The following is a 17624-nucleotide window of genomic DNA, read 5'->3' as shown; positions in this document are numbered from 1 at the left end:
GAGCGGGGCGGGGTCAGAGGGAGTAGAAGGCGGCGGCGGTGTCGTGGAAGAGGGCTGTCTGGTCGAGGCCGCGCGAGTGCGCCCACGCGGCGACCGTGTCGAACCACCGGGCACGCGACGATGATCCGTAGCCCGCGCCACTGACGGCGGAGACCGGCCAGTCGCTTCCCCACATCATCCGCTCCGGCCCGAACAGGTCGGCCGCCACGTCCAGGAACGGGATCAGCTGCTCAGCGCTCCACTCCCCACCGGCCTCGGCGGGCAGACCGGAGATCTTGCAGAAGGTGAGGGGATGCCGGGCGAGTTCGGCCAGATCCCGCTCCCACTCCGACGGCGGCGCGAGCGGAGCCGATGCCGTTCCGACCTCGGGCTTGCCGAGGTGGTCGAGCACGATCCGCAGTTCCGGGATCGCTCCGGCCAGGCGTGCCACATCTGGGAGCTGCGAGTGCCGCACGCACGCATCGAAGGTCCAGCCCCTGGCGGCGACCTCGCGCGCGCCCGTCACGAACGCGGTGGACAGGGCCGTGCCGTCGGGCTCATCCTGCAGGAGGTGTCGCACGCCGACCACGAGCGGCTCGGACGAGAGTTCCTCCAGGTGCACGGTCGTGTCGGTGCCGCCGTCCAGCCGCACGCCCGCCACGATCCCGACCACCCCGAGCTCCCCCGCCTGGCCCGCGACCCAGCGCACCTCGTGGAGGGACTCGTCCTCCCGCGCCCCGGCCTGCACGAACACGGCCGTCTCCTCGGAGGCATCCTCGATCCGCGCTCGCTCGAGCTCGCCGCCGCCGAACCTTCCGGTGAGAGGACCTTCGAGCCAGGTGTAGGTCAGAACCTCGGGATCCCAGAGGTGCAGATGTGAATCGAGAACGCGCATGCCTCCATCCTGCCGGAGACATCCGATCAATCGCTAGGATGACGCTCATGGCAGTCACCGACGAGGCGATCGAGAAGATCAAGGCGATGATCGTGGCGGGCGAGCTCGCCCCCGGCGACCGGCTTCCCCCCGAGAAAGAGCTCTCCGAGCGGCTGGGACTCTCCCGCAACTCCATGCGCGAAGCGGTCAAGGCGCTCGAGGTCATCCGCGTCCTCGATGTGCGTCGGGGGGACGGCACCTACGTCACGAGCCTCGAACCCCACCTGCTGCTGGAGGCCATCTCGTTCGTCGTCGACATGCACGATGACGACTCGATGCTCGAGATCTTCGCGGTGCGCCGGATGCTGGAGTCACAGGCGACCGGACTCGCGGCGACCCTGGGCACCGACGAGAAGATCTCCGAGCTGCAGGCCGAGGTCGATTCGGTCGATGCGGCGGTCACGATCGAGGCGCTCGTCGATCACGACATCCGGTTCCATCGGGAGATCGTCGCGATGTCCGGCAATGCCTACCTCGCGAGCCTCATCGAGCACCTGAGCAGCCAGACCGTGCGCGCGCGCGTGTGGCGAGGCCTCACCGAGGGGGGCGCCGTCGAGCGAACCCTGTCGGAGCACCGGGCCATCGCCGATGCGATCGCCCAGCACGACTCGGCTCTCGCGACCTCGCTGGCCACCGCGCACATCGCGGGCGTCGAGCGCTGGCTGCGTCAGGCCGCGGCGAGCTGACAGCGGGGGCGGGCGCCGTTCATGCCCCCAGGCGCACCATCGCGGCGTCGAACTCCGCCGCGGAGCTGTCGCTCACCTCGTGGAAGAGCACGCGGTCGAGCACGTCGGGGGCCGCCGTGAAGTACGGGACGCCGGCCAGGCGCAAGCCCGTGATGTCATCCGGCGAGCGCAGCGACGCGGCGAGGACGTTCGAGTCGCTGCCCGCGCACACCTCCTGCATCCGCGCGATCGTCGCATCGCCGTCGAGCCCGGCATCGCGCATCCGTCCGAGGTACGGAGCGATGTACTGCACCCCGGTCGACGCGCACGCGAGCGCCTGCGCGACCGAATACACGGCGGTCACCAGAACGGTCGCGCCGTCGCGCACGAGCGCGGATGCCGCGGCGAACCCCGCAGACGTCGCGGGCACCTTCACGGCGACCCGGTCCCCCAGCGCGCGGATGCCCTCGGCGTTGCGGAGGAAGGACGCGGTGTCGCCGCCCCAGGTCTGGAAGAAGATCTCCTTCGCCCCCTCCGACTCCCAGCGGGCGTAGAGCTCGGGGATCTCGGCGGCGGTGCGGCCTCCCCGTTCCAGAATGGTCGGGTTCGTGGTCACGCCGTGCACCACGCCCGTGGCGAGCAGCCGGGAGACGCGGTCGACATCGGCGCTGTCGACGTACAGGCGTGGCGCGATCGGGGTCATCGGGGTCTCCTCGCGGACAACCTGTCGTTACAGATAGGGATTCGGCTAATGTAATGACAGCCACCGCGATCTGTCAAAGCGTCGGCTACACCTGCCGTCGAGGAAGATCAGGAGCAAGATGACCCCCGCACACTCCGAAGACCGCTCCGGTGTCGTCATCGTCGGCAGCGTCACGGCCGACGTCACCACGTTCTCCGGGCGCCTGCCCGCACGGGGCGAGACGATCCTGGGAGACGAGTTCACCCTCATGCTGGGTGGCAAGGGAGCGAACCAGGCCGTCGCGGCCGGACGCTCGGGTGCGCGTACGAGCTTCGTCGGCTGTGTCGGAGACGACCTGTTCCACGACCTCGTGGTCGACGGGCTCACCGCGGCCGGGGTCGACCTCACGCATCTGCGCACGGTTCCCGGCCCCACCGGCATCGCGCACATCCGTGTCGACTCCTCCGCGCAGAACGACATCGTGATGGTGCCGCTCGCCAACGCCGCCCTCAGCGCCCCGCAGATCGACGAGGCGCTCACGGCTCTCGCCCCCACGACCTCGGTGCTGCTCACCCAGCTCGAGACCCCCTCCGCGCTCACCGCGCACATCACCGCGCGGGGACGCGAACTCGGCATGACCGTCATCCTCGATCCGGCCCCGGCCGCCGAGCTGGACGCCGAGATCTGGCGGAGCATCGACATCGTGACCCCCAACGAGACCGAGGCGACGCTGATCAGCGGCATCGAGGTGACGGATGCCGCGTCAGCCGAACGCGCCGGACGCTGGTTCCTCGCACAGGGAGTCGGCGCGGCGGTGATCACCCTCGCGGGCCAAGGATCGTGCGTCATCACCGCGGAAGGCGCGTCCGTGATCCCGCCTTTCCCGGTGGAGGCGGTCGACACGACCGCGGCGGGAGACGCGTACGCGGGGTACCTCGGTGCCGCGCTCGCCAACGGCAGCACCCTGGCGGACGCCGTGCGCCTGGCCACAGCCGCCGGTGCGCTGACGGTCACGAAGCAGGGCGCATCGCCCAGCCTTCCGCACCGTGCCGAGGTCGACGCGTTCCTGACCGCACGCCTGGCCGCGCCTGTCGCGAACTGACTTCCTGTACCGGACCTGCGGAGAACCGAGGACACACATGCGCAAGACGGCCACCACCATCAATCCCGCGCTCTCCCGCGTGATCAGCGAGACCGGGCACACGGACCTCGTCGTGGTCACCGACGCCGGGCTGCCCATCCCTCCCGGCTCCGAGCGCATCGACCTGGCGTACCGCCCGGGCGCTCCGGAGTTCCTCGATGTGCTCGACACCGTGCTCGCCGAGATGGTGGTCGAGGGGGCGACGGTCTCGGCCGAGGTCGCCGAGAAGAGCCCGGAGGTGCTGGCCGCACTGCGGGAGCGGTTCGCCGGCATGGGGTTCGAGATCGAGCTCATCCCCCACGTCGAGTTCAAGAAGCTCAGCCAGGGCGCTCGCGCGTTCGTGCGCTCCGGGGAGTTCACCCCCTACGCCAACGTGATCCTGCACGCGGGGGTGGCGTACTGATGGTCACCGTCGACGACGCGATCGACCGCCACTCCGCCGCCCCCATGTATGACCAGCTGCGCCAGCTGATCATCGACGGCATCGCCCGCGACGGCCTGCAGCCCGGCGACCCGCTGCCGGGAGAGCACCGCCTCTGCGAGCGGTACGGCATCTCGCGCACCGTCGTCCGCCAAGCGCTCGCCCAGCTGGAGCACGAAGGGCTCGTGGAGCGCGTGAAGGGCAAGGGTACGTTCGTCTCCCGCCCTCGCACGAGCGAGAGTCTCGTGCACACGCTGGTGGGTCTGTACGACGACGTCGAGCGCCGCGGCGGACACGTGCACAGCGACGTCCTGCGACACGAACGGACGACAGCCGACGAGGAGGTCGCGCTCGCGCTCGAGCTCCCCGTCGACTCCCCGGTCGTCGTCTTGGAGCGCCTGCGGCACGTCGACGGCGAGCCGTGGTCGCTGTCGACGACGTGGATGCCGGAGGCCACGGGCTCCGTGACGCTCGGCGCCGACCTGACCGAGGGGTCGCTGTACCGGCTCCTCGCCGAACACGACATCGTCGCGACGCACGGCGTGCGCTCGGCGGAGGCGACGGTGGCGACGCACGAACAGGCGCAGTTCCTGGGCGTCAGCGCCGGCTCGGCCCTGCTGCGCCTGCGCAGCATCAGCCGCAGCGCCGACGGTGCACCGATCGAGTACTTCGTCGCCTATCACCGCGGTGACCGGTCGCGCTTCGAGTTCCAGCTCCAGCAAGAGCAGTCGCAGGCCTCCCTGCTGCACGTCGATGGCGATGGCGGGGCCTCGCGCGCCGGGACGGTGGGCTGAGTCGCCCGGTAGTGTCGAGGGCATGAGCGACTGGACCAGCACCGCGATCGCCCTGCTGGAAGCCGATGCCAACCGCAGCGCCGACACGCATCTGCACCTCTTCCCGCTGCCGCCCGAATGGGGCATCGACCTGTATCTCAAGGATGAGTCCGTGCACCCCACCGGCTCCCTCAAGCACCGCCTCGCGCGCTCGCTCATCCTCTACGGCCTGGTCAACGGACGCATCCACGAAGACACCACGCTCGTGGAGTCCTCGAGCGGATCGACCGCCGTCTCCGAGGCTTACTTCGCTCGGATGCTCGGGCTGAAGTTCATCACGGTCGTGCCGCGCTCGACGGTGCAGGAGAAGATCGACCTCATCGAGTTCTACGGCGGCACCTGCCACTTCGTCGACCGCGCCGAGGACATGTCTTCCGAGGCGCAGCGCCTCGCGTCCGACTGCACCGGCCACTACCTCGACCAGTTCACGTTCGCCGAGCGCGCGACCGACTGGCGCGGCAACAACAACATCGCCGAGAGCGTGTTCAGCCAGCTCGCCCAGGAGCGGCATCCGATCCCCACGTGGATCGTCACGGGTGCAGGCACCGGCGGCACGAGCGCGACCTTCGGACGCTACGTGAAGTACCGTCGGCATGACACCAAGGTCGCGGTCGTGGACCCCGAGGGTTCGGCCTTCTACGACGGATGGGCCGGCACCGTGGATCCGCCCGCCGGGCGTCCGAGCCGCATCGAGGGAATCGGTCGCCCGCGGGTCGAGGCGTCGTTCGTGCCCACCGTGATCGACGAGATGATCCGTGTCCCCGATGCCGGCTCGATCGCCGCGATCCGCCTGTTGCGCGAGCGCACCCTGCACTGGGCCGGCGGGTCCACCGGCACGAACCTCTACGGCGCGTTCCAGCTGATCGCCCGGATGCGCGCCGCGGGTGAGACCGGCAGTGTCGTCACCCTGATCTGCGACAGCGGCATCCGCTACGCCGGCACCTACTATTCGGACGAGTGGGTGGCGCAGCAGGGGTGGGACCTCGCCCCGCACCGCGCACGGCTGGAAGGCTTCCTGGAGACCGGCGACTGGGCGGAGTGACGGTTCAGGTCGACGAGCGGCGCCACCACCGCCGCCGAGGGGCCGCTGGAGTCGACGGCGTCGGCGCGGTCGCGCCATCGGGCTTCCGCCGCCGACGGCGCCATTCGTCGACCTCCGCATCCACGTCTCGGAGCGGCGTGACGACCGGGGGCCCGCCCGTCAACTGCATCCGCGCCGCACGGATGCGGGAGTTGAAGTCCTCCACGTGCCGACGCACGTCTTCTTCCTGAGAGTAGGTGTCGAGGACAGCTCGAAGGTTCGCGTCCTCCGTGCGCAGCTGGAACACCGGCGGCGCCAGACCCGTGAGGTTCTCCCGCTCGATCTTCTGCCGGATCCACCAGTCGGGATCGTGAGTGCGGCCGAGATTCTCGATGGGCTTTCCCGCACCGGGCAGATCGTCGAACTCGCCGCGACGGATCGCCATCTGGATGTTCAGCTCGACCGCGGCCCAGCGTTCCTCGGTCGTCGACCATCGCGGCGGGCCCCCGGCACCGGCGGTGTCACCCTCGTCTTCCTCGGCGTCATGCATCAGCAGCCCCCTTCGATGGCGTGCTCGATTCACTGTGGAGGCTACCCGAATCACGGGGGCACTCGGTAAGTTCGCCGACCATCCCCGGACTCCCCCGTACGCTGGCCGCATGACTACTCTGATCCTCACCGTCGCGGGTGCAGACCGTCCGGGCCTCGTCGCCGCCGTCGCCGATGTCGTGGACGCGTACGGCGGAAACTGGGAGAACAGCTCGCTGGCCGAACTCGCCGGCACGTTCGCCGGTGTCATCGAGGTCTCGGTCGCCGACGACAAGGAGGCCGAGCTGACCTCCGCCCTGCGCGGCCTGCAGGGTCAGGGGCTGCTGACCCTGGCCGTGCTCACCGGCACCCCGGAGACCGTCGCCGCGGACGATCGGCTGCTCGAGATCCAGGTGCTCGGCAACGACCGCCCCGGCATCGTGCGGGAGATCTCGACCGTGTTGAGCACGCACGCACTGAGCATCGAGGAGCTGGCCACCGAGACCCGGGATGCCGCGATGGCGGGCGGCCGTCTGTTCGAAGCCTCGGTGGTCGCGAAGGTCCCCGCCACGGTCGACCTCGACGCCCTGCGCGCCGACCTCGAGCGCCTGGCCACCGAGATCCAGGTCGACATCACCATCACCTGACCCGAGACCCCCGCACCTCGCCGACGCCCCCGCCAGCACACGTCACTCCGCGGGGGTCTCGACGCGCAGAGGGGGTGTCGGCCTCCCGAGGGAGTGTCGGCGCGAGAGGGGGTGTCGGCGCGCAGACTCAGTCCTCGAGGCCGGAGTAGCGCCGGACCCAGTACTCCGTGTACGCGACATGCGCCGAGGCCGCGGCGCTCGCGGCGACAGGATCCGCCGCCGCCAGGCCGCGCAGGATCGCGCGGTGCCCCGCATCCGAGTGGATCTTGAGCTCGGCCGCATCCTCGGGATCGGAGATGCGATACGCCCGCGAACGCGAACGCAACACGTCGATCAGGCTGGTCAGCGCCTCGTTGCCCGCCACCCCGGAGATCGCCATGTGGAACTCGTGGTCGAGGCGTGACTGCACCTCGAAGTCGGTGGTCGCCTCGATCTCATCGAGCACGCGGTCCAGGGACTCCACGGTCTCTACGTCGATGCGGGCGGCGGCGAGCGCGGCGGCATGCGGTTCGAGCACGCGACGCAGCTCGGTGAGTTCGAGCACCCCCGCCATCGGCAGCAGTCCGACCGTGAGTGACAGGCTGCCGATCAGGTCGGCCGCGCGCAGTTCGCTGACATAGCTCCCCGATCCGTGCCGGGTGTCGAGCACACCGAGTGCGGCCAGCATCCGGATCGCCTCGCGGAGAGACCCGCGGGAGACACCGAGCCGTTCACACAGTTCCCCTTCGCTCGGCAGCCGGTCACCCGGCCGCAGCGCACCGTCGGCGATCAGGGCCCGCAACCCGTGCAGCGCCGTGTCGAGTGCGCTCATCGTGATCCTCTCTGACACTCCCCCACCCCTCGTGAAGTCTGGCGGAACTCCCCTTCGCAGGGAACTCGTATGACAACTATGTTTCATCCTTCCTGTTTTCGTGGCAGTTTTCGCGCTTGTGTGGCAAAGTTGTGCAACAACTCGCCCCACTCATCGATGAGGACTGATGCCCGCACCGTTGTTCCCCGCACCGCTCACGCTGAACTCCGGTGTGCGCGCCCGTGACGCCTGGCCCCTCGACCCGTCGGTGATCCACCTCAACCACGGATCCTTCGGCGCGGTCCCCTCCGCCGTCGTCGCGCATCAGGACGCTCTTCGCCGCCGCGCGGATCTCAGTCCGGTCGAGTGGTTCCCCCGCATCGCGGAGCGTGTGCAGGATGCCCGCGAACGCACCGCGCCCTTCGTGGGCGCCCGGACGGAGGACAGTGTCTTCGTCCCCAACGCCTCCGCCGCCGCCACCGTGGTCTACAACGCGCTGCAGTTGGAAGCCGGGGACGAGATCCTCGTCACCGACCAGGGCTACGGCGCCATCACCATGGGGGCCGAGCGCCTCGCCCGCCGGTTCGGCGCCCGCGTCCGCACGGTCGCCCTCCCGCTGCTCTCCTCCGACGACGAGATCGTGCAGCTCTTCGCCGATCATCTCTCCCCCCGCACCCGTCTGATCGTGGTCGACCAGATCACGTCGCCGACCGCACGGATGCTGCCCACACGGCGCATCGCCGAGGCGGCGGCCGAGCGCGGGGTGCGCACGCTCGTCGACGGCGCTCACGCCCCCGGCCTCGTCCCGGACGCGGCTGCCGTCGCGGGCGGCGACTGGTGGTTCGGAAACCTCCACAAGTGGCCCTGCGCGCCCCGCGGCTCCGCACTGCTGGTCACCTCCGCCCCCGACCGCGACGAACTGTGGCCACTCATCGACTCGTGGGCGGCGCGCGAACCGTACCCCTCCCGCTTCGACACCCAGGGCACGATCGACGCCACGACCTACCTGGCCACCCCGACCGCCATCGACTTCATCGAAAACGAGTTCGGTTGGGCTGCCGCACGCGCAGCGATGACGGAGATCGCGGATGCCGGCGCCGAGCTGATCGCGGAAGCCCTGCGCCCCTACGGCGACGAGGACCCGCTCACCCCGCTCCCCTCCCCTGTGCCGTCGATGCGACTCGTGCGTCTGCCGCTCGGGCTGGGGGCGACACGGGAAGAGGCCGACGCCCTGCGCATGTATCTCCTCGATGAGGTCGGCGTCGAGACGGCCTTCACCAGCTTCCGCGGTATCGGCTACTTCCGACTCTCCGCGCACCTCTACAACGAGGCCTCCGACTACGAGGCCTTCGTGGAGCGGTGCGTCCCGCAGATCCTGAGCCGTGCGGGCATCCGCCGCGCCGACTCCCTCGTCCTGCCCTGATCCGCCCACCATTCACCCGACCGCAACACCCACCCACCCCAACCGAGAGGCACTTCGTGAAGAACAAGATCTTGACGACAGCAGCGGGATTCGGCACCGTCGCCGTCCTCGCTCTCACCGGCTGTTCCGCGAGCTCCGGCCCGTCGGCCGACGGCACGGTCACCCTGCAGATGGTCGAGAGCCTGACCAACCCGGCCCGCACCGAGCTCATCCGCGGACTCCTCGACGAGTTCGAGAAGGACAACCCGAAGATCACGGTCAACCTGGTCTCCCCTCCCACCGAGCAGGCCGACGCGAAGATCCAGCAGATGCTGCAGTCCGGCAAGGGCGTGGACGTGCTGGAGGTGCGCGACATCACCGTCGGACCGTTCGCGAACAACGGCTGGCTGTACGACCTCGGCCCCGACCTCGAGAAGTGGGACGGCTGGGACGCCCTGACCGACAACGCGCAGTCCGCGTCCGTGGCCGCCGACGGCAAGAGCTACTTCGTTCCGTACGGCTTCTACGGGCTGTCGCTGTTCTACCGCACCGACCTCGTGAAGGACGCGGGCTTCGACGGACCCCCGCACAGCTGGAAGGACCTGCTCGAGCAGGCGTCCGCGATCCAGGACCCCTCGAACAACATCTACGGCTACGCGTTCCGCGGGGGCCAGAACGCGAACAGCAACGTCGTCGCGGCCATCGAGGCCTACACGATCGACGGTCTCGACACCGAGGACGCCTTCCTGATGGAGGACGGCTCGACGATCTTCGCCGCACCCGAGGCGCAGGATGCCGTCGACGACTACTTCGACCTGTTCACGGAGGCCTCCCCGCCTTCCGCCGTCTCGTGGGGCTACCCCGAGATGGTCGCCGGCTTCACGAACGGCACCACCGCGTTCCTGCTGCAGGACCCCGAGGTCATCGCGACCGTGCAGGACTCCTCCCTCACCGAAGACCAGTGGGACACCGCTCCGCTGCTCGTCGGCCCCTCGGGCAAGGCCGCGCAGCCGCTCGCCGTGGCCGGGTGGGGCGTCGCCGAGAACAGCGAGAACAAGGAGGCGGCCGTCAAGCTGGTCGAGTTCCTCTCGTCGGCCGAGCCCGCCACCGAGTTCGCCCAGGCCAACAGCCTGGTGCCGATCATCACGGCTGCAGCGGATGACGACTTCTACTCGTCGGGCCCCTGGACCAGCTACGTCACCATGACGGAAGACCCCGAGACCTACGTCAACGTGCGCCAGCCGCGCGGGGTCAGCTGGTGGACCGAGTGGATCCAGAAGTCCGACCAGGATGTGCAGAACGTGCTGCTGGGCAACATGTCGACCAGCGACCTGCTGGCCTCGTGGGACGCGTTCTGGACCGAGAAGTACGCCGCGGAAAAGGGCTGACCTGTGGCCCGCACCGCTCAGAAGGGAGGCTCCGTCGGCACTGCGTCGCAGCAGGCAGCCGTCGGGGCCTCCCCGGCATCCCGTCGACGTCGTCCGTTCCGAGGGCGCCAGGCATGGACGCTGCTGGCGTTCCTCGCCCCCGCGGTCGTCTTCGTGTGCTGGTTCACCTACTGGCCGATGCTGCAGGGCGCGCGCATGGCCTTCCACGACTGGAACCTGTGGGACCTCACGTCGACGCCGTTCGTCGGCTTCGACAACTTCCTCGCGGTGTTCCGTGACCCCGCGTTCCCGACGGTGGCAGGGAACTCCGTGCTCTGGGTCGTCGGCTCGCTCGTGCCGCAGCTCGTGATCGGGTTCCTGATCGCGCTCGCCCTGCGCAAGCGGTTCCGGTTCCGCGGCGTCTACCAGGCGCTCGTGTTCTTCCCCTGGGCGGTGTCCGGCTTCCTGATCGGCATGCTGTTCCGGTGGATGTTCAACGCGGAGTTCGGTGTGGTCAACGACCTGCTCATGAAGGCAGGACTGATCGACGCCCCCCTCCCCTGGCTGGCGGATCCGAAGCTCGCGATGTTCGCGGTGATCGTCGCCAACGTCTGGTACGGGGTCACGTTCTTCGCGATCATGATCCTCGCCGCTCTGCAGTCGGTGCCCGACGAGATGCTGGAGGCTGCGAGCCTCGACGGCGCCGGCAAGGTCCGTCAGCTCTTCTCGATCATCATCCCGTACATCTCGATGACGCTGCTGCTGACGATCCTGCTGCGAGTGATCTGGATCTTCAACTTCCCCGACATCATCTACGCGATGACCAACGGCGGACCCGCCAACCAGACGCACATCATTACGACCTGGATGATCAACTACACCCAGCAGGGCAATTACGGCTTCGCGAGCGCGATCGGCCTCATCGTGATGGCCGTCCTGTTCGTGTTCTGCGCGTTCTACCTGATGGCGATGCGGAGAGTGCAGCGATGACCATGACAGACACCTCCCGCACGGGCTCCTCGGTCACCGAGACCCGCCGGATCACCGTGCCCGATCCGGCATCCGCCCCGCGTCCGAAGCCGCGGGTCACGGTCGGCGGCGTCATCCGCGTCGTGGGTCTCGGGCTCTGGCTCGTGATCACGCTGTTCCCGCTGTACTGGATCGCGCTGACCGCGTTCAAGTCGCCCGGGACGATCAACAGGTTCCCGATCGAGTATTGGCCGAGCGAGCCTTCGCTCGACAACTTCACGAGTCTGTTCGAGAAGAGCTCGTTCGGGGTGTTCCTCGGCAACTCGGCCCTGGTCGCGGTCGTCGGCGGTGCGGTGGCGACACTCATCGCCCTGCTCAGCGCCTATGTTCTCGCTCGCTTCGAGTTCCGGGGCAAGGGCGCGATCCTGATCGCGTTCCTGCTGACGCAGATGATCCCGGCCTTCATCGCGCTGGGACCGCTGTACTCGATGATGACGGACCTCGGGCTGGTCGACACCAAGCCCGGACTCATCCTCGTCTACATCGCGATCTGCATCCCGTTCTCGACGGTCATGCTGAGGGGCTTCTTCGAGAACGTGCCCGATGCCCTCGAAGAGGCCGCCATGATCGACGGATGCTCCCGCCTCGGAGCCCTGTTCCGGGTGCTCGTCCCGGTGATGACGCCCGGCATCATCGCGGCGTTCATCTTCAACTTCGTGAACTGCTGGAACGAGCTGTTCCTGTCGGTCGTGCTCATGAACACCGATGAGAACCGCACCGTGCCCTCCGCGTTGAACGGCTTCATCTCGACGTTCAACATCGACTGGGGGTCGATGAGTGCCGCAGCGGTGCTGACGATCCTGCCGACCATGGCGATGTTCGCGCTCGCGAGCCGCTGGATCGTGCAGGGCCTGACCGCCGGAGCCGTGAAGGAGTAACCCCCTCGCGCCCCGTCTCGTTCGTCGCGTCCGTCGCGCCCCGTCGCGCCCGTCCCGTCCGTCGCGTTCGCCGAGACCCCCTTCCACCGCCGAGGCCCCCTCTGATTCGCAAGATTCAGAGGGGGCCTCGGCGGGCAGAGGGGGCGTCGACCCTCGCGACGACCGGACGACCGGAGAACGTACCCGGACGAGGCGGGCGAGGCGGGCGGGTGGTCAGACCAGGCGAGACTTCGGAGACACCGAGTAGGTGTGCTCGGCGTCGCGGTTGACCGTGTCGCCCAGCGCGGTGTCGATCGCGGCGAGCGTGTCGGCGTCGAGCTTCACACCCGAGGCCTTGACGGTCTCCGCCAACTGCTCCGGACGGGAAGCTCCGACCAGCGCGGCCGCGACGTTCGGGTTCTGCAGCACCCACGCGATCGCGAGCTGCGGCATCGACAGGCCGGCTTCCTCGGCGATCGGCTTCAGACGCTGCACCGCGGTGAGGATGTCGTCCTGCAGGAAGCTCTTGATGAAGTCGGCGCCGCTGTGCGGGTCGGTCGCGCGCGAGCCCTCGGGCACCGGCTGCCCCGGCAGGTACTTGCCGCTGAGCACGCCCTGTGCCATCGGCGACCACACGATCTGCGAGATCCCGATCTCTTCGGACGCCGGAACGACCTTGCCCTCGATGACGCGCCACAGCATCGAGTACTGCGGCTGATTGGAGATGAGCTGGATCCCCAGCTGCTTCGCGAGTGCGTGCCCTTCACGCAACTGCTCGGCCGTCCACTCCGAGACGCCGATGTAGAGCGCCTTGCCCTGACGGACGACGTCGGCGAACGCCTGGAACGTCTCCTCCAGCGGAGTCTCGTGGTCGAAGCGGTGCGCCTGGTATAGGTCGACATAGTCGGTGCCGAGGCGCTGCAGCGAGCCGTTGATCGACTCGAAGATGTGCTTGCGGCTCAACCCGGTGTCGTTCGGGCCCTTCGGACCGGTCGGGAAGTAGACCTTCGTGAAGATCTCGAGCCCCTCGCGGCGCTGCCCCTCGAGTGCCTTGCCGAGAACGACCTCCGCAGCCGTGTTGGCGTAGGTGTCGGCGGTGTCGAAAGTCGTGATTCCCGCGTCCAGGGCGGCATGCACGGTCTTGACGGCGGCATCGTCGCCGACCTGTGAGGCGTGGGTGACCCAGTTGCCGTAGGTGATCTCCGAGACCTTGAGACCACTGTTGCCGAGATAGCGATAGTTGACCATGGATCAACGCTACTGGCTGCCCACTATGGCTGGGCCGGATACCGGGATCTCATTACCGCCATCGCGCCGCCGACCACGATCGCGACGGCGGCGAGGGCGCTCACGACGTACAGCGGTCGGGCCCAGGGCGAGTAGTCCGCTCCGCTGATCCCGAACGTGTCGGCCAGGGCCATGCCCGCGCCGAACGACGCGACGAAGTACCCGACCGCGCCGAGCATGAGCAGCGCCAGGAACGTCATCGCAGGAACCACGGGATCCGCACGCCGGACGACCGAGACGACGGCCACCGCGACGGCCAGCGCCACCCCGATGCCGAGAACGGAGAACACGGCACCCTGACCGAGGTTCTCCCCCGCCTCCGCCATCGCGAAACGGATCTCCTCCATCGTGAGCCCCGGAGCCGCGGCGAGCGGATTCAACACGAGGATCTGCAGTGCAGCGAGCACCGCGTAGGCCAGGACGGCGAGCACGCCGACGATCGAGATCCACAGGGTTCGGCGCTGAATCCGAGTCATGCGGGTCAGCCTAAGAGGACATCCCGAGAGTCTGCCGATACTCCCGCCAGGCGGCTCCGAGACGCCGGACGCCCTCGGCGAGCACGTCGTCGGGCGCAGTGAACGGGATGCGGATGTGGTCGTCGGGCGAGGCCGCGACCGCGAAGGCCGCGCTCCCGGCGATCGAGACGCCGTGGGTGGCGGCGGTGCGGACGAGGGCCGCCGCCGAGCCTGCGGGCAGGCGCACCCACAGCGACAGCCCACCGCGCGGCGGCTCGGGTGTCCACTCCGGCAGTTGCTCGGCCATCAGCGCCTGCAGCAGACGCAGACGCTCCTGGTGGATGCGGCTGTTGGCTCGACGGAGGTCATCGGCGCGCGCGATCAGATCGAGTGCGAGCAGCTGTCCCGGCACGCTGGTGGACTGGTCGGCGAGCTGGCGCGCGCCGCGGAGCCGACGGACGAGCACGGGGTCCGCGCGCAGCCAGCCGATCCGCAGCCCCGCCCACACCCACTTCGACACCGACTCGACCACGATGATGGGGGCATCGGCGCGTTCGGCCGCGAGCGTCGGCGGCACGACCCCGTCGAAGGAGATGCCGGCGAGCACGCGGTCTTCGATGACGGGTACGCCGTACTGGGCGGCGAGCTCGGCGACGCGATGCCGAGCGGCGGGCGGCAGGCGCGATCCGGTGGGGTTCTGATGGTGCGGGTTCACCGCGACGAGCACGGGCCGCAGGCGGGCGAGCGCCTGTTCGAGCGCCCCGACGTCGAGTCCGTCCTCGCCCATCGCGATGCCGTGCACGGTGCCGCCGCGGAGGCCGACCGAATCCGTGACGCCCGGCCAGGTGATCTCCTCTGCGAGCACGATGTCGCCGGGACCCACGAGCGCGTTCACGACGAGGCTGATGGCCTGCTGCGCCCCGTGCGTGACGAGGATCTGCTCCGGCGTGGTCGGCGTGCCCTCCGCGGCGTACATCGCGGCGATGAGGTCGCGCAGGGCGGGCAGGCCCGCAGGGTCGGTCTCGGGCAGCAGGGCGAGGTCGAGTCGCGGCTTGTGGTCGCGGATGAGCTGCACTCCGAGATCGGAGATCTGCGGCACGGTCCGCAGCAGGTCGATGGCGTTCGGCAGCGCGGAGAAGAGCGCCTCCCCGCGCCCCGGACGCTGGGCGGGCACGGCGGTTGCGACTGTCCCGGCGATACGGGTGCCGCTCCCCTGCCGCCGGTCGACCAGGCCCTGTTCCGCGAGGTCCGTGTATGCCGCGACGACCGTGCCCCGCGAGACGGACCCTGCGGCTGCCAGCGCGCGCTCCGCGGGCAGCCGGTCCCCGGGGCGTAGCTCACCGCTCACGATCAGGCCCTCGATGCCCCGTGCGAGCCGGGCGGCGAGAGTGCCGTCTCCCTGTGTCCAACGGCCGAGCCGTGCCGAGAGTGCGTCCGACGACACGTCACCTGCATGCACGAGAGATGCCGCTCGCTCCGCAGCAAGGGCCGAAAACTGATCCATTGGTCGGCCATTGGCACTGTCACTCGCGCTCATGAGATCCGATTCTGGACCAATGACCAGGAATTTCGCCACCAGTCCCTCAAGTGATGGTCCAATCAACCCCGATTGGACCATCACACAGCTCCTGGAGTGGCTCCGCGACGATGCCCGTCAGCACGATGTGGCGCTGCAGCATCCGCTCGCCCGCATCGAGGCGCTGACGACCGGAGCGCGCTGGGCGCGCACCCCGTCCACGGTTGCGTTGATCCGCTCGATCGCCGCCGCTGTCCACGACGACCCGACACGGGGAAGCCTCCGGATCGGCGAACTCTCCCCACAGCAGGAGCCAGGGGTGCCGGAGCGGATTCCCCAACTCGCCTGACCGGAGGCTCATGCCGTCTCGCCGAACCGCGATGCACCTCTCAGCCGATCGTCGGTCGAACCAGCTGCTCCTGCTCCTCGAGCGTCTGCGCCTGCGCGCGCTTCTCCGCCCTCTCCCGCTCCTGCGCCTCGGCCGCCTCGCGGCGTTCCGCGCGCGTCTGCGACTCACCGGAGCCGACCTCCGCCTGCACCTCCTGGGATTGAGCCGTCACGATGTCGGCACGGTCGCGGAAGCCCTCCGCCGTCACCTTGTCGAGAGCGACCTGTTTGCGGATCGCGGCCGCCTTCTCGTACAGGCTCGGGTCACCGTAGCTCGTGAGCACCTTGACCAGCACCGGCAGCAGCTCGATCATGAAGAACAGGGCCGCGATCAGGATGTGCGCCCACAGGATCGTGGGCTCCTTCTCGCTCAACCGGTTCAGACCGCTGATCTGGCTGAGCAGCCCGACGGCTCCAGCATTGCCCTGCGCCACGGCATCCGCCCGGGCGTTGTACGCGGCGAGCGCCTGGTCGTAGGTGTCGCGGGCGGTCGGCAGCTGCGACTTGGCCTGCTCCCGGTTCTGCGCCTCGGACGTGGAGGTGTTCTCCTTGGCGGCGGTGCCGGCCGCGGCGAGCTCCTCGTTGGCGGTGCGCAGCTGGGCGGCGAGCGCGTCGTACGTCTGCTGGGCCTCGGCGAGCTGTGCCTTCGCGGCATCCGAGCTCGCACCCTCTCCGTTGACCCCGGTGCACCCGGGTACCGTGCCTGCGCCTTCGCCGGTCAGCTCGCACTGGTACAGCACGCGCGCCTGGTCGATGACCTCCTGCTGCGCGGTCATCTTCGCGGTGACGTCGTCGACGGTGGCCTGTGCGGCCGACTCCGTCGCAGACGACGAGTCCGTTCCCGCCACGATCCCGGTCGCCGCCTGGTTCTCGAGCTCGGCGACCTTGGCGGAGGCCGCGTCCAGCGCGATCTTCTCCGGCCCCGACTCAAGGGCCTCCTGATCGGACTGCGACTGCGTGATGTTGGTCGACGCGACCTCACGGGCGATGTCGTTGTGGAAGATCTGGAGCACGAGCGGCTCCGCCACCACGAAACCGATGATCGCCGCCATGATCACTCGCGGGATCGCCAGGCCGATGAGCCGCCAGACGCTCCTCGTCGAGCTCATGGTCGAGGTCAGGAACCGATCGAGGTTGAAGATGATGAGCGCCCACACGAGAGCCAGGGGTACAGCCAGCCACAGCGCCGCCTGCACACCGGTGGTGAGGGCGAAGAGCATCGAGATCGCCGAGACGAGCGCGGTGCCGGCGAGCACGAAGAACATCTGGACGAAGCGGGGGGTCTCGCCCGGGACGCGGTCGAGGATCTCGCCCTCCGCGCCGCCGAGGATCGCCAGGGTCCGCGCGCGCGAACCGGGAGCACGCGGCACGCGCTTCTTCCGTTCCTTCGGGACACGGGGCGCACGCGGAGTCTTCACCGGGGCGGACTCGTCCGCAGCGACCGCATCGGCGATCGGGGTCTGCTCGGCGGAAGCTGCGACCGACGCGTCGCCTGCGGCGTCTTCGGTGCCGGTGGGCTCGAACTCGCGCAGGAAGTCGAGGTCATCCGTGACGGCGTCGGGTTCGCTGTCGAGGATGATCCGACCCTGCGAGTCGTAGCGACCCGGTCGATGGGCGGAATAGGGCATCCCGATAATCTACGAAACCTCGCCTGTGGATAGCGTGGAAGATTCCTCGGCGTCC

Annotated in this window: 19 protein-coding genes; 11 read left to right on the top strand and 8 right to left on the bottom strand. The window is 69.1% G+C overall.

From position 1 onward, the window contains the following. Positions 1-13: 13 nt before the first annotated feature. Positions 14-874, bottom strand: coding sequence for an amidohydrolase family protein (locus E0W80_RS14185; RefSeq protein ID WP_131493408.1), 861 nt, complete (start codon positions 872-874; stop codon positions 14-16). Positions 875-921: 47 nt separating this feature from the next. Here E0W80_RS14185 and E0W80_RS14180 point away from each other — a divergent pair, with 47 nt between their 5' ends. Continuing rightward, complete coding sequence (locus E0W80_RS14180) at positions 922-1599, top strand: FadR/GntR family transcriptional regulator (RefSeq protein ID WP_131493407.1); 678 nt, start codon at positions 922-924, stop codon at positions 1597-1599. Positions 1600-1618: 19 nt separating this feature from the next. Here E0W80_RS14180 and E0W80_RS14175 read toward each other — a convergent pair whose 3' ends face one another. After that, positions 1619-2281: a transaldolase family protein gene (locus E0W80_RS14175; protein WP_052193419.1), complete on the bottom strand. Its 663-nt coding sequence runs from the start codon at positions 2279-2281 to the stop codon at positions 1619-1621. A gap of 118 nt (positions 2282-2399) precedes the next feature. Between E0W80_RS14175 and E0W80_RS14170 the strand changes: the two genes are divergently transcribed. From E0W80_RS14170 to E0W80_RS14155, 4 genes are read left to right on the top strand one after another with little or no spacing between them, the layout of a single operon-like run. Beyond that, on the top strand, positions 2400-3362 hold the full coding sequence (locus E0W80_RS14170) for a ribokinase (protein WP_131493405.1): 963 nt from the start codon (positions 2400-2402) through the stop codon (positions 3360-3362). Positions 3363-3399: 37 nt separating this feature from the next. After that, positions 3400-3804: a D-ribose pyranase gene (gene rbsD / locus E0W80_RS14165; protein WP_047522092.1), complete on the top strand. Its 405-nt coding sequence runs from the start codon at positions 3400-3402 to the stop codon at positions 3802-3804. Further along, positions 3804-4616, top strand: coding sequence for a GntR family transcriptional regulator (locus E0W80_RS14160; RefSeq protein ID WP_047522094.1), 813 nt, complete (start codon positions 3804-3806; stop codon positions 4614-4616). The genes rbsD and E0W80_RS14160 overlap by 1 nt, the downstream gene beginning before the upstream one ends. Positions 4617-4638: 22 nt before the next feature. After that, positions 4639-5697, top strand: coding sequence for a PLP-dependent cysteine synthase family protein (locus E0W80_RS14155; RefSeq protein ID WP_131493403.1), 1059 nt, complete (start codon positions 4639-4641; stop codon positions 5695-5697). Positions 5698-5701: 4 nt separating this feature from the next. Here the strand turns inward: E0W80_RS14155 and E0W80_RS14150 are convergent, their stop codons facing one another. Continuing rightward, positions 5702-6226 carry a DUF1992 domain-containing protein gene (locus E0W80_RS14150; RefSeq protein WP_131493402.1) on the bottom strand — a complete coding sequence of 175 codons (525 nt, stop codon included), beginning with the start codon at positions 6224-6226 and terminating at the stop codon, positions 5702-5704. Between the two features lie 109 nt (positions 6227-6335). Here E0W80_RS14150 and E0W80_RS14145 point away from each other — a divergent pair, with 109 nt between their 5' ends. After that, positions 6336-6851, top strand: a complete 516-nt coding sequence (locus E0W80_RS14145; RefSeq protein WP_131493400.1) for an ACT domain-containing protein — start codon at positions 6336-6338, stop codon at positions 6849-6851. Positions 6852-6978: 127 nt separating this feature from the next. Here the strand turns inward: E0W80_RS14145 and E0W80_RS14140 are convergent, their stop codons facing one another. After that, entirely contained in the window at positions 6979-7662 is a 684-nt protein-coding gene (locus tag E0W80_RS14140; protein ID WP_047522099.1) for an FCD domain-containing protein, read from the bottom strand. 166 nt (positions 7663-7828) lie between these two features. Between E0W80_RS14140 and E0W80_RS14135 the strand changes: the two genes are divergently transcribed. From E0W80_RS14135 to E0W80_RS14120, 4 genes are read left to right on the top strand one after another with little or no spacing between them, the layout of a single operon-like run. Next, positions 7829-9064, top strand: a complete 1236-nt coding sequence (locus E0W80_RS14135) for an aminotransferase class V-fold PLP-dependent enzyme (RefSeq protein WP_131493398.1) — start codon at positions 7829-7831, stop codon at positions 9062-9064. A 56-nt stretch (positions 9065-9120) separates the two neighbouring features. Further along, the gene (locus tag E0W80_RS14130; RefSeq protein WP_047522103.1) at positions 9121-10431 is read left to right on the top strand and encodes a sugar ABC transporter substrate-binding protein; all 1311 of its coding nucleotides are present in this window, start codon (positions 9121-9123) and stop codon (positions 10429-10431) included. 3 nt (positions 10432-10434) lie between these two features. Further along, positions 10435-11400: a sugar ABC transporter permease gene (locus tag E0W80_RS14125; RefSeq protein ID WP_047522105.1), complete on the top strand. Its 966-nt coding sequence runs from the start codon at positions 10435-10437 to the stop codon at positions 11398-11400. Next, positions 11397-12317, top strand: coding sequence for a carbohydrate ABC transporter permease (locus tag E0W80_RS14120; RefSeq protein ID WP_205802365.1), 921 nt, complete (start codon positions 11397-11399; stop codon positions 12315-12317). The genes E0W80_RS14125 and E0W80_RS14120 overlap by 4 nt, the downstream gene beginning before the upstream one ends. Positions 12318-12530: 213 nt before the next feature. On the opposite strand, the gene E0W80_RS14115 is transcribed toward E0W80_RS14120, so the two are convergent. The 3 genes from E0W80_RS14115 to E0W80_RS14105 are packed head-to-tail and all read right to left on the bottom strand — an operon-like array spanning position 12531 to position 15542. Beyond that, positions 12531-13544: an aldo/keto reductase family protein gene (locus E0W80_RS14115; protein WP_131493396.1), complete on the bottom strand. Its 1014-nt coding sequence runs from the start codon at positions 13542-13544 to the stop codon at positions 12531-12533. Between the two features lie 23 nt (positions 13545-13567). Beyond that, positions 13568-14059 carry a hypothetical protein gene (locus E0W80_RS14110; protein ID WP_131493394.1) on the bottom strand — a complete coding sequence of 164 codons (492 nt, stop codon included), beginning with the start codon at positions 14057-14059 and terminating at the stop codon, positions 13568-13570. Between the two features lie 10 nt (positions 14060-14069). Continuing rightward, positions 14070-15542, bottom strand: a complete 1473-nt coding sequence (locus tag E0W80_RS14105) for a PLP-dependent aminotransferase family protein (RefSeq protein ID WP_240740541.1) — start codon at positions 15540-15542, stop codon at positions 14070-14072. A 52-nt stretch (positions 15543-15594) separates the two neighbouring features. Between E0W80_RS14105 and E0W80_RS14100 the strand changes: the two genes are divergently transcribed. Then, positions 15595-15903 (top strand): hypothetical protein, encoded by a 309-nt coding sequence (locus E0W80_RS14100; RefSeq protein WP_131493393.1) that lies wholly within the window; start codon positions 15595-15597, stop codon positions 15901-15903. A gap of 40 nt (positions 15904-15943) precedes the next feature. On the opposite strand, the gene E0W80_RS14095 is transcribed toward E0W80_RS14100, so the two are convergent. Then, a complete protein-coding gene (locus tag E0W80_RS14095; protein ID WP_131493391.1) occupies positions 15944-17569 on the bottom strand; it encodes a DUF4407 domain-containing protein in 1626 nt (541 codons plus the stop codon). Between the last annotated feature and the right edge of the window lie 55 nt (positions 17570-17624).

The organism is Microbacterium sp. PI-1 (assembly GCF_004337555.1).
In the GTDB taxonomy this organism is placed as follows: domain Bacteria; phylum Actinomycetota; class Actinomycetes; order Actinomycetales; family Microbacteriaceae; genus Microbacterium; species Microbacterium aurugineum.
This window is presented reverse-complemented; position numbering and strand designations above follow the sequence as displayed.

Bases quoted from the DNA above. Each gene is read 5' to 3' on its own strand.
- E0W80_RS14185 (WP_131493408.1), bottom strand. From the start codon at position 874: ATGCGCGTTCTCGATTCACATCTGCACCTCTGGGATCCCGAGGTTCTG.
- E0W80_RS14180 (WP_131493407.1), top strand. From the start codon at position 922: ATGGCAGTCACCGACGAGGCGATCGAGAAGATCAAGGCGATGATCGTG.
- E0W80_RS14175 (WP_052193419.1), bottom strand. From the start codon at position 2,281: ATGACCCCGATCGCGCCACGCCTGTACGTCGACAGCGCCGATGTCGAC.
- E0W80_RS14170 (WP_131493405.1), top strand. From the start codon at position 2,400: ATGACCCCCGCACACTCCGAAGACCGCTCCGGTGTCGTCATCGTCGGC.
- rbsD (WP_047522092.1), top strand. From the start codon at position 3,400: ATGCGCAAGACGGCCACCACCATCAATCCCGCGCTCTCCCGCGTGATC.
- E0W80_RS14160 (WP_047522094.1), top strand. From the start codon at position 3,804: ATGGTCACCGTCGACGACGCGATCGACCGCCACTCCGCCGCCCCCATG.
- E0W80_RS14155 (WP_131493403.1), top strand. From the start codon at position 4,639: ATGAGCGACTGGACCAGCACCGCGATCGCCCTGCTGGAAGCCGATGCC.
- E0W80_RS14150 (WP_131493402.1), bottom strand. From the start codon at position 6,226: ATGCATGACGCCGAGGAAGACGAGGGTGACACCGCCGGTGCCGGGGGC.
- E0W80_RS14145 (WP_131493400.1), top strand. From the start codon at position 6,336: ATGACTACTCTGATCCTCACCGTCGCGGGTGCAGACCGTCCGGGCCTC.
- E0W80_RS14140 (WP_047522099.1), bottom strand. From the start codon at position 7,662: ATGAGCGCACTCGACACGGCGCTGCACGGGTTGCGGGCCCTGATCGCC.
- E0W80_RS14135 (WP_131493398.1), top strand. From the start codon at position 7,829: ATGCCCGCACCGTTGTTCCCCGCACCGCTCACGCTGAACTCCGGTGTG.
- E0W80_RS14120 (WP_205802365.1), top strand. From the start codon at position 11,397: ATGACCATGACAGACACCTCCCGCACGGGCTCCTCGGTCACCGAGACC.
- E0W80_RS14115 (WP_131493396.1), bottom strand. From the start codon at position 13,544: ATGGTCAACTATCGCTATCTCGGCAACAGTGGTCTCAAGGTCTCGGAG.
- E0W80_RS14110 (WP_131493394.1), bottom strand. From the start codon at position 14,059: ATGACTCGGATTCAGCGCCGAACCCTGTGGATCTCGATCGTCGGCGTG.
- E0W80_RS14105 (WP_240740541.1), bottom strand. From the start codon at position 15,542: ATGGATCAGTTTTCGGCCCTTGCTGCGGAGCGAGCGGCATCTCTCGTG.
- E0W80_RS14100 (WP_131493393.1), top strand. From the start codon at position 15,595: ATGACCAGGAATTTCGCCACCAGTCCCTCAAGTGATGGTCCAATCAAC.
- E0W80_RS14095 (WP_131493391.1), bottom strand. From the start codon at position 17,569: ATGCCCTATTCCGCCCATCGACCGGGTCGCTACGACTCGCAGGGTCGG.